Below are 10,117 nucleotides of genomic sequence, written 5' to 3'. Positions count from 1 at the left end.
TGCGGCTCCCCGTCCTGCGGCCCATCGTGCGGCTGCCCGTCCTGCGGCTCCCGGTCCTGCTGCTGCCCGTCCTCGGTGGGGACGACCGTCTCTGCCGCCGCGAGAGGCGCGCCGACGGGCGGGATCGTGATCCGGTGGCCTTCTGGCGCCGCTCGGGCGGGGAGCCCCGGGAGGTCCCTGGCCTCCTCGGCGCTGCGGTCGATGGCCTCGGCGAGGGCCGCCGGTAACCATCCGGCGCTGCTGGGCGCGGCTTCTCGGACCGGCGCCGTCGTCTCCGTGACGTCCGCCGCGTCGGACGGGTGCGAGGGACGCGACGCGTGCAGAAGATCCAACAGGTCCGTGGCGGTGGGCCGTTGGTCCGGTTCCTGGCGCAGGCAGGCGGTGACGAACGCGTGCAGGCCGCTGTCCCTGATACCGCCGAGGTTCGCCTGCTCGATCCCTGAGTCGCGCCGGGTGGTCGCCGTATCGGCGGCGCCGAACGGCTCCCTGCCGGACGCCGCGTACAGCAGCACAGCGCCGAGCGAGAAGATGTCCCCGGCGGGTCCCGCCGCACCGCCCGAGAGCTGTTCCGGCGCCATGAAGCCGGGGGTGCCGATGATGCTGGTGACGCGCGTGATGACCGTGGCGTCCTGCGGCCTGGCGATGCCGAAGTCGATCACACGGGGGCCGCCCGTGGTCAGCATGATGTTGCCCGGCTTGAGATCGCGGTGCGCGATCCCGGCGCGGTGGATGTCGGCCAGCGCCTCGGCGAGGCCGCCGGCCAGCATGCGCAGGGCGGCAGGCGGAAGGGCGCCGAAGGCGGCGACAGCCTCTCGCAGCGACAGCCCGGGCAGATACGCGGTGACCAGCCAGGGCGCTCCCGTCCCGGCTTCCGGGTCGGGGTCGGCGTCCAGGACGGGCGCGGTGAACGTACCGGTCACGCTGCGTGCGGCCCCCACCTCGCGGCGGAACCGGGCGCGGTACTCGGCGTCGGCGGCGAAGTGCTCCTTCACGACCTTGACGGCGACGGCCCGGCCGCCGGGCGACCGCCCGAGATACACGACGCCCATCCCGCCGGCACCCAGCCGGCCGGTCAGTTCGTACGGGCCGATCCACTGAGGGTCGGCGGTGTGCAGCTTCTCCACGGCCCCGCCCCCGTTCCCGTCGGCCGATCGAGGGCCGCCGCGGCGAACCCGCACAAGACTGTAGCCGCAGGGACCTGCCCGCACCGGCGTGTGCGGGAGAAGACCACCGAAAGAGCCAGGGGTCCCGGGGGCCGGCCGACCGAGGAATAGTGGGGGGTGGGGTACTCGTTGAGGGGGTACAGTTCAACATTCAACTACTTCACTACTTCACTACTTCGGTTCGCGAGAAACCCCCGCGACGCGATACGAGAGGTGAGCGCGATGCAGTTCGGCATCTTCACCGTCGGTGATGTCACAGCCGACCCGACGACCGGACGTACGCCGACCGAGCACGAGCGGATCAAGGCGATGGTCACCATCGCGCGGAAGGCGGAGGAGGTCGGCCTCGACGTCTTCGCGACCGGCGAGCACCACAACCCGCCGTTCGTCCCCTCGTCGCCCACGACGATGCTCGGCTACATCGCGGCCACCACCGAGCGGCTGATCCTCTCCACCTCCACCACCCTGATCACCACCAACGACCCGGTGAAGATCGCGGAGGACTTCGCGATGCTCCAGCACCTGGCCGACGGGCGCGTCGATCTGATGATGGGGCGCGGCAACACCGGTCCGGTGTATCCGTGGTTCGGTGAGGACATCCGGCAGGGCATCCCGCTCGCCATCGAGAAGTACGCGCTGCTGCACAGGCTGTGGCGCGAGGACGTCGTCGACTGGGAGGGCAAGTTCCGTACGCCGCTCCAGGGCTTCACCTCGACGCCCCGCCCGCTCGACGGCACACCGCCCTTCGTCTGGCACGGCTCGATCCGCTCCCCCGAGATCGCCGAGCAGGCCGCTTACTACGGCGACGGCTTCTTCGCCAACAACATCTTCTGGCCCAAGCACCACTTCCAGAAGCTGATCGACCTCTACCGGCGGCGCTACGCGCACTACGGGCACGGCACCCCGGAACAGGCGATCGTCGGCCTCGGCGGGCAGGCGTTCATCCGTAAGAACTCCCAGGACGCGGTACGGGAGTTCAGGCCGTACTTCGACAACGCGCCGGTGTACGGGCACGGTCCGTCGATGGAGGAGTTCACCGAGCAGACGCCGCTGAGCGTGGGCAGTCCGCAGGAAGTCATCGAGAAGACAATGGAGTTCAGGGAAGCGTTCGGCGACTACCAGCGCCAGCTCTTCCTGATGGACCACGCGGGACTGCCGCTCAAGACGGTGCTGGAGCAGTTGGACCTGCTGGGCGAGGAGGTCGTACCGGTGCTGCGCAAGGAGTTCGCGAACAACAGGCCGGCCACGGTGCCGGACGTTCCGGTGCACCCGGCCGCGGCTGCCGCTGTCGCCGGCACGGCGACGAGGAAGGACGTGTCATGACGACGCAGTCAATGCCGACGCAGTCAATGGCGCAGCCGGTGACGTCACCGAGGCCGCTGCGGCTCGTGGCCGTGTCGGCGGGGCTGAGCAAGCCGTCGTCCACCCGCCTGCTGGCCGACCGGCTGGCGGAGTCGACCGTACGCCAACTGATCGGCGGCGAGGCCGGGGTGGAGATCGCGGTCACCGTCGTCGAACTGCGCGATCTCGCCGTCGACATCGCGAACAACCTGGTCGCCGGCTTCCCGGCGCCCGCGCTGCGCGAGGCGCTGGAGGCGGTGGACGGGGCGGACGGGCTGATCGTGGTGACGCCGGTCTTCGCGGCTTCGTACAGCGGGCTGTTCAAGTCGTTCTTCGACCTGATCGAACCGGACACACTGAGCGGCACCCCCGTACTCCTGGCGGCGACGGGCGGCACGGCGCGCCACTCCCTCGTACTGGAACACGCGCTGCGCCCGCTCTTCTCGTACCTGCACGCGCTGACCGTGCCGAGCGCGGTCTTCGCGGCGACGGACGACTGGGGCACGACCGCCGACACCCACGCGGGCGGCCTGCCGGCCCGCATCGAACGGGCGTCCGCCGAACTGGCCGCGCTGCTGCGGCGTACGGCGGGTACGTCGGGTACGTCGGCGGCGACGGCCGTGACGTCGGCGGGCGACCGGGACCCGGACGAAGGGGCGGCGGAAGAGGTCGTGCCCTTCGAGCAACTCCTCGCGAACCTGACCTGACCTGAGCGGGCCGGACCGGCGCTGATCGGCCCGGATCGGCGCTGACCGCGCGGGGGTATGTGGCGGCATGTGGGCATGAAACGGGTGAGTGGGGGGTTGTCGGGGTGTTGGGTTTGATCGAACTTATCGAAATTAGGGAGTAGTGCCATGGGCAGGATCGTGGTGGGGGTGGATGGCTCCGAGCCGTCGTTGAAGGCTCTTCGGTGGGCCATGGGGCAGGCCGCCCTCAGTGGGGACACGGTGGAGGCCGTGATCGTCTGGGAGTTCTCGGCCACCGCCTGGACCACGATGATGCCCGGCGTGCCTCCCGAGTTCGACCCCGAACCGCTGGCGCGGCAGGCCCTGGACGACGCCCTGGCGAAGACGCTGGACGCGGAGACGGCTGCCGGGATCGAGCGGCAGGTTGTGGAGGGGCACGCCGCGCAGGTCCTGGTGGACCGCTCGGAGGGCGCCACGCTCCTGGTGGTCGGCGACCGCGGCCACAGCACGTTCGCCGCGACGCTGCTCGGGTCCGTGAGCCTGCATGTCACGCAGCACTCGAAGAGCCCGGTGGTCGTGGTGCGCGGAGAGACCGCAGCCTGAGCTGCCGACCTCCGCCTGAGCTGCTGTTTCACGGTGCGATCGTCAGGTTCTCGATGAGACCGTCGCGCAGCGTGAAGCGGTAGCGGAGGTCGACCAGTCCGCCGGGGAAGTTGCCCTCAAGGCGGTTGGTGACGACGTAGTGGGTGCCGTCGAGCCGTTCGCTGCCGATGAGTTCGGTGGTGTACGTGTACTCGGCGGCGGCCCTGCCCATCCAGTCCTTGATGGCGGCGGCGCCGTCGTGGGTGGAGCCGTCGTCGGTCACGGTGGCGTCGGCGTGGAACGCCGCGATCGCCGTGTCCCCGTCGCCCGCGAGATGGGCGGCCAGATAGCGGGTGATCGTTTCGGGGAGTTCGGTGGTGGCCATGGCTGTGCCCTTCTGTCCTTCTGCGGCGCCTGAATGCTAAAATAGAAGCTAGTAACTTCTACTTTAGCAGTAACTAGTTGCGGGAAGGCAAACGACATGGCGAGCCGCATCAGGCTGGAGGACCGCGAATGCCCGCTGTCCACGACTGTGCAGCAGGTCGGCGAGTGGTGGACGCTGCTGATCCTCCATGACGCCTTCGACGGCTACACCCGCTTCGACCAGTTCCAGGGGAGCCTGGGCATCTCGTCCAGCATGCTGACCACCCGGCTGAAGGCCCTGGTGGCGGACGGCCTGCTGGAGCGCCGCCCGTACCAGGACAATCCGACGCGTTACGAGTACGTCCTCACCGAACTCGGCCGCTCCCTGCGGCCGGTCGTCGTCTCGCTGGCGGCCTGGGGCAACGCCCGGCTGCCCGCCGAGCAGCGCGCCATGATCCTCGTGGACGCCGAGACCGGCGCGGAGGTCGAGCCGGTGGTGGTCGACGCGGCGACGGGGCGGCGGCTGGACGACAGCGACGCGTTCGTCTTCACCGCCGGACCCGCCGCCAGTACCGCTATGCGGGCCCGGTATGTCGGGGTCCCGGATGGCGGGACGCCTGATGGCGGGGCGCCTGATGGCGGGGGATCGGACGACGTCGAGCGCTCGGATGCCGCTGAACGGTCGGATCCCGCCGGTGTGGTGCCCGTCGGCCCGTAACCGGTGCCGTCACAGTTCCACCACGTCGGCCACCACACACGCGATGTTGTCCGGGCCTCCTGCCTCCCTGGCCAGCGCGATCAGTTCCCGTACAGCACCGTCCGGTTCGGCCGCCGTGGCGATCACCCCGCGTACGGAGTCGTGCGCCACCACCGTGGACAGGCCGTCCGAGCACAGCAGATAGCGGTCCCCCGCCCGCACGTCGTGCAGCCGCAGGTCGGGGCGGGCCGGCTGCTCGCCGCCGTACAGCGCCCTGAGCAGCATCGTGCGCTGCGGGTGTGAGAGCGCCTCGTCGGCGGTGAGGGTGCCTTCGTCGATCATCGAGCGCACCACCGTGTGGTCGTGCGTGATCTGGAAGAACTCCCCGTCGCGCAGCACATAGGCGCGGGTGTCCCCGATATGCACCAGCGCGAGCTGCGAGCCGGTCCACACCATCGCGGTGAGGGTCGTGCCGGAGTCGGCGGAGCCGTCCAGGGCCTGGTTCGCCCGCTCGACCGACTCAGCGAGCACGTTGAGCAGGTCACCGCCCTGGACTTCGTTCGCGGAGGTCGCCGACGGCTTCAGCGCCGCGATCGCCGCCGTACTGGCGGGTGCGCCCGCTCTGCCGTAACCGTCCGCGACGGCGAGCAGCCGGTCATCCGCGTACACCGCGTCCTGATTGGTCTCGCGGACGAGGCCACGGTCCGAGCGGGCCGCGTAACGGATCCCCAGAGGGGAAGTGCTGGTGGGTCGGGTGGGGTCTGACATGGCGGTTACGCCCTCCCCTGCCGGTCCTGCCGACAGATGGTCGATGAGGAAGGTGGCCAGGTCCCGGCGAGCGGCGGTCTCCGCCTCCACCTGCGCCCAGTACGCCCGGATGTCCCGCGCCGCGTCCGCCGATCCGGTCGCCGTGTCGCTCCCGTACAGATCGCACACCCGACGGATACGGGCCGCCGGCATTCCGATCCGCCGCAGCCACGCCACCAGCCTGGCCCGCTCCAACTGCGCCTCGGCGTAGTAGCGGTAGCCGGTGAAGGGATCGACATGTACGGGACGCAGCAGCCCCAACTCGTCGTAGCGGCGCAGGGCCCTCGCCGGCAGCCTGGAGAGCCGGGCGAAGGCACCGATCGTCAGCGCGCCGTTCGGCCGCACGTCCATGGTTCCTCCTCATACCGGGCGCCTCGCCCGGCACGACCGATGCTCGGACTTCCCCGGGGAGGAAGGTCAAGCCTCGTACCGTCCTCCTGTCCTCCCGTCCTCCCCGGCCGCGCAGTCAGTCCTGCGGCGCGCTCAATCCGGACGCGCGCTCAGTCCGGACGCGCGCTCAGTCCTTCGGTACGGAGATGTGCTGCGCCGCGCCCCCGTCGACCGCCAGTTTCACACCCGTCGTGAACGTCGCGTCCACCGCCAGGAACAGCGCGGCCCGCGCCACCTCGTCCGGGGTGCCGTGGCGCCGCATCGGGGTCGTCGCGTCGCCCTGCTCCTTGAAGGCGGCCCGCTGTTCGGCGCTGAGGCCCTGCGTACCGCCGGTGGGGGTGTCGATGTAGCCGGGCGCGACCGCGTTGACCCGGATGCCGCGTGCCACCAGTTCGGAGGCCAGCACCTGCGCGAACGACCACAGCGCGGACTTGGTGGCCGAGTAGACACCCATGCCGGGTACGCCGGTGGTGTCCGCGATGGACGTGGTGAAGACGATCGAGCCGCCCTCGCGCAGCAGCGGAAGCAGCCGCTGCACGGTGAAGAACGCGCCCTTCGTGTTCACAGCGAAGTGCCGGTCGTACTGCTCCTCGGTGACCGCCGCGACCGGCGCGAACTCGGCGATGGCCGCGTTGACGAAGAGGTGGTCGACCGCGCCGCCGAGCAGCTCGGCGACGCTCTCGCCCAGGGCGCCGACGGCGGTCAGGTCGGCCATGTCCGACGCGATCACCCGCGCCGAGGCGCCGAGCCTGGCCGACGCCTCCTTGAGATTGACCGGGTTGCGTCCGGTGACCAGTACCTCGGCGCCGCCTTCCACCAACCGTTCGGCGATCGCGAGTCCGATGCCGGCGGTGCCTCCGACGACAACGGCCTTCTGCCCCGTGTACGTGCTCATGCCCTGCTCCTTCGGTCCGTGCGCCACGGTCGGTCCTCGTTCCCGTGGCTTCCCGTGGCGCTTCATGTGGCGCTCACGTGGCGCTTCTCCGGCCGACACTGGCCAGCGGCGCTGACGGCTCGCTGATGACCGGCTGACGGTGATCCCTGGGTACGGTTCATCCATGCGGTTCGACGTGCTCGGTCCACTGCGGGTACGGGACGGCGCCGGCGCGCCGGTCGCCGTGCCGGAGGCCAAGGTCCGCGCGCTGCTCGCCGCCCTCCTCGCGCACGACGGCGGTCCGGTGTCCGCCGACCGGCTCATCGACGACCTGTGGGGTGCGCGCCCCCCGGGTAAACCGGCCAACGCCCTCCAGACCAAGGTCTCCCAGCTTCGGCGGGCGCTCGGTGGCGCCGATCGTGTCGTGCTCGGACCGGCCGGCTACCGGCTGGAGATGACGGACGCCGACGTCGACGCCGACCGCTTCCGGGCGTTGCTCGTACGGGCCGGAGCGGCCGAAGTGCCCGCCGCCCGCGCCGAGTTGCTCGCCGAAGCGCTCGGCCTGTGGCGCGGGCCCGCCTACGCGGACTTCGCCGACGAGGACTTCGTACGCCCCGCGGTTCAGCGCCTCACCGAGCAGCGGCTCACCGCGATCGAGGAACAGTCCCTCGACCGGCTGGAGTTGGGGGAGGACGCGCGGCTCGCCGACGAGTTGACCGCGCTCGTGGTCCGCCACCCGCTACGGGAAGGACTGCGCGCCGTCCAGTTGCGCGCGCTCTACCGGGCGGGGCGGCAGAGCGAGGCACTCGCCTCGTACGCCGAGCTGCGGGTACGGCTGGCCGACGAGTTGGGCGTCGATCCGGGGCCCGCGCTTGTCGCGCTGTACGAGGCGATCCTGCGGCAGGACCCCGCGCTCGCCCCCGCCGCCCCCGCCGCCCGCGCCGCTCGCACTCCGGCGCCCGGGACGGCCGGGTTGCCGATTCCTCTCACGCCGCTCGTCGGGCGCGCGGACGCCGTGCGCGAGGTCGGTCAACTCCTGCGTACGGAGCGGCTGGTGACCCTGACCGGGCCCGGCGGCGTCGGCAAGACCAGGCTGGCGCTGGCCGCCGCGGCGCGCGAGGACGGCACGCCAGGAGCGCCCGACGTACGACTCGTGGAACTGGCCGGGCGGCACACCGACCCCACCGAGGCCCTCGCCGCCGCGCTCGGACTGCGCGACGACACCACGGCCGGCGCGCACGACACCACCGCCGAGCGGATCGCCTCCGCCCTGCGGGACCGGCGGACCCTGCTGATCCTCGACAACTGCGAACACCTCGTCGAGCCGGTGGCACATCTCGCAGCGCGGCTGCTCCGGTCGGCGGCCGGGCTCCGTGTGCTGGCGACCAGCCAGGAGCCGCTGGGGCTGGCCGGCGAGCTGCTTTATCCGGTGGAGCCGCTCCAACCGACGGATGCCGTAAGGCTGTTCACCGAGCGGGCTGCCGCGACCGCGCCCGGTTTTGTGCTCGATCCGACGACCGAGGACGCCGTCCGCACCATTTGTCGCCGGCTCGACGGCATCCCGCTCGCCCTGGAACTCGCCGCCACGCGGGTGCGCGGTCTCGGCGTCCACCAGCTCGCCGAGCGGCTCGACCAGCGGCTCGGCGACCGCTTCCGGGTGCTCGCCGCGGAACAGCGGGGCGCGCCCGACCGACAGCGGACGCTGCGCGCGGTGATCGACTGGAGCTGGGAGCTGCTGACGCCGCCCGAACGCACCGTGCTCGCCCGCCTCTCCGCACACAGTGACGGCTGGACGCCGGAGGCGGCCGAAGCGGTGTGCGCGGACGTCGACGCCGGCACCGTCCTCGACGCGAACACTGCCGCCGAAGCCGGCACCGGAGTGCCGGTCGGGAGCGTGCCCGATCTGCTCGCCCGGCTGGTGGACCGCTCCCTGGTGCAGACGGTCGCGGGGCCCCCGGGTGCGGAGATCCGCTACCGGCTGCTGGAGTCGGTCGCCGCGTACGCCGCCGAGCGGCTGGCCGAACGGGCCGACCACGCCTGCGTACGCCACCGGCACCTGCTGCACCACGTGGAGCTGGCCGAGCGCACCGAACCGTATCTGCGCGGCCCCGAACAGCGGCGCCTGCTCCCGCGACTCGACGCGGAGGCGGGAAATCTGCGGGCCGCGCTCGATACGGCGCTACGGCACGGATACGGAGGCGAGGCGCTGCGGCTGGTGACGGCGCTGTCCTGGTACTGGCTGCTGTCGGGCAGGCCGCGCGAGGCGCGCCGTTCGCTGGCCGCGGCGTTGGGCGCCGCACCTCCTTCGGCGCGGCTCCGCGCGACGCGTGCGGAGGCGTGCGCCCTGCACACCGCCTTCGCGCTGCTGACGGGTGAGCCGGCCGGAGCGGGCGCGGCCATGGACACGGACAGGGACGTGATCACGGATGCGATCAGTTCTCCCGCGCGCCGGGCCCGCGCGCGGTGGCTGCTGGCGTACGGCCTGTTCAACGCGGGCGACCTCGCCGCCGCCGAGCGCCTGACCGCAGAGGCGCTCGCCGCCTTCCGGGCCGTCGACGACCGGTGGGGCGTCGCGGCCGCGCTGGCCCGGCGTGCCCAACACGCCCTGATCCGCGGCGATCTCGTCGCCCTGCGGCACGACGGCGAGCGCAGCGCCGCGCTCTTCCGTGAACTGGGCGACCGCTGGGGACAGTCGCAGTCGGTGGGTCCGCTGGCCTCACTCGCCGAGATCCGCGGCGACTACGCCGAGGCCGCCCGTATCCATGAGGAAGGACTGCGTATCGCTGAGGAGCTGGGCCTCGGCGCGGAGATCGCCTCCAGGCTCTCCGGTCTCGGCAGGCTCGCCCTGCTCACCGGCGACCACGACCGCGCCCGCGAGCTGCATAAGCGTGCGCGTCGGACGGCGGCCGAGCAGGGCTACCGGTTCGGCGAGATCCACGCGGAACTCGGCCTCGCGCTGGGCGCGCGCCGGGCCGGGGACCTGGATACCGCGGAGGCGTATCTGCTGCGTATCCGCGACTGGTACGCGGAGGTCTCGACGGAGGCGGGCAACTCGCTCGTCCTCGCCGAACTCGGCTTCGTCGCCGAGCTGCGCGGCGACGCGCCCGCCGCCCGCGCCCTGCACCTCGACGGTCTCGCGGTGGCCCGCGCCATGGGTGATCCGCGTGCGGTGGCGCTGGCGTCGGAGGGTCTCGCCGGCGCCGAGTCGCTCGCC

The 10,117-nt window shown here is 71.9% G+C and carries 8 protein-coding genes and 1 pseudogene; 5 read left to right on the top strand and 4 right to left on the bottom strand.

Translation table 11 applies throughout. The features are described 5' to 3' along the window. Positions 1-1,124: serine/threonine-protein kinase (locus tag QR77_RS46800; RefSeq protein ID WP_160310936.1), on the bottom strand; the 1,124-nt coding region annotated here is incomplete at its 3' end. Between the two features lie 261 nt (positions 1,125-1,385). On the opposite strand from QR77_RS46800, the gene QR77_RS20455 reads away from it, so the two are divergent. The 3 genes from QR77_RS20455 (at position 1,386) to QR77_RS20445 (ending at position 3,793) form a co-directional block, all read left to right on the top strand. Then, positions 1,386-2,486: an LLM class flavin-dependent oxidoreductase gene (locus QR77_RS20455; protein ID WP_040023481.1), complete on the top strand. Its 1,101-nt coding sequence runs from the start codon at positions 1,386-1,388 to the stop codon at positions 2,484-2,486. Positions 2,487-2,524: 38 nt separating this feature from the next. After that, the gene (locus QR77_RS20450) at positions 2,525-3,211 is read left to right on the top strand and encodes an FMN reductase (protein WP_040028334.1); all 687 of its coding nucleotides are present in this window, start codon (positions 2,525-2,527) and stop codon (positions 3,209-3,211) included. Positions 3,212-3,358: 147 nt separating this feature from the next. After that, positions 3,359-3,793 (top strand): universal stress protein, encoded by a 435-nt coding sequence (locus QR77_RS20445; protein ID WP_040023479.1) that lies wholly within the window; start codon positions 3,359-3,361, stop codon positions 3,791-3,793. A gap of 28 nt (positions 3,794-3,821) precedes the next feature. On the opposite strand, the gene QR77_RS20440 is transcribed toward QR77_RS20445, so the two are convergent. Continuing rightward, positions 3,822-4,157 carry a nuclear transport factor 2 family protein gene (locus QR77_RS20440; RefSeq protein WP_040023477.1) on the bottom strand — a complete coding sequence of 112 codons (336 nt, stop codon included), beginning with the start codon at positions 4,155-4,157 and terminating at the stop codon, positions 3,822-3,824. 96 nt (positions 4,158-4,253) lie between these two features. On the opposite strand from QR77_RS20440, the pseudogene QR77_RS20435 reads away from it, so the two are divergent. Further along, positions 4,254-4,727, top strand: a pseudogene (locus QR77_RS20435) (helix-turn-helix domain-containing protein); the annotation flags it as partial. Positions 4,728-4,862: 135 nt separating this feature from the next. Here the strand turns inward: QR77_RS20435 and QR77_RS20430 are convergent. Then, a complete protein-coding gene (locus QR77_RS20430; RefSeq protein ID WP_040023476.1) occupies positions 4,863-5,990 on the bottom strand; it encodes a MerR family transcriptional regulator in 1,128 nt (375 codons plus the stop codon). Between the two features lie 166 nt (positions 5,991-6,156). Continuing rightward, the gene (locus tag QR77_RS20425; RefSeq protein WP_040023474.1) at positions 6,157-6,924 is read right to left on the bottom strand and encodes an SDR family oxidoreductase; all 768 of its coding nucleotides are present in this window, start codon (positions 6,922-6,924) and stop codon (positions 6,157-6,159) included. A gap of 163 nt (positions 6,925-7,087) precedes the next feature. Between QR77_RS20425 and QR77_RS20420 the strand changes: the two genes are divergently transcribed. Beyond that, a partial coding sequence (locus QR77_RS20420) for a BTAD domain-containing putative transcriptional regulator (RefSeq protein ID WP_040028332.1) occupies positions 7,088-10,117 on the top strand: 3,030 nt, incomplete at its 3' end.

Origin of the sequence: Streptomyces sp. 150FB (assembly GCF_000818195.1) — a bacterium.
Lineage (GTDB): Bacteria > Actinomycetota > Actinomycetes > Streptomycetales > Streptomycetaceae > Streptomyces.
Note: the sequence above shows the minus strand (reverse complement) of the source record. Positions and strands in the feature narration are given on the sequence as shown.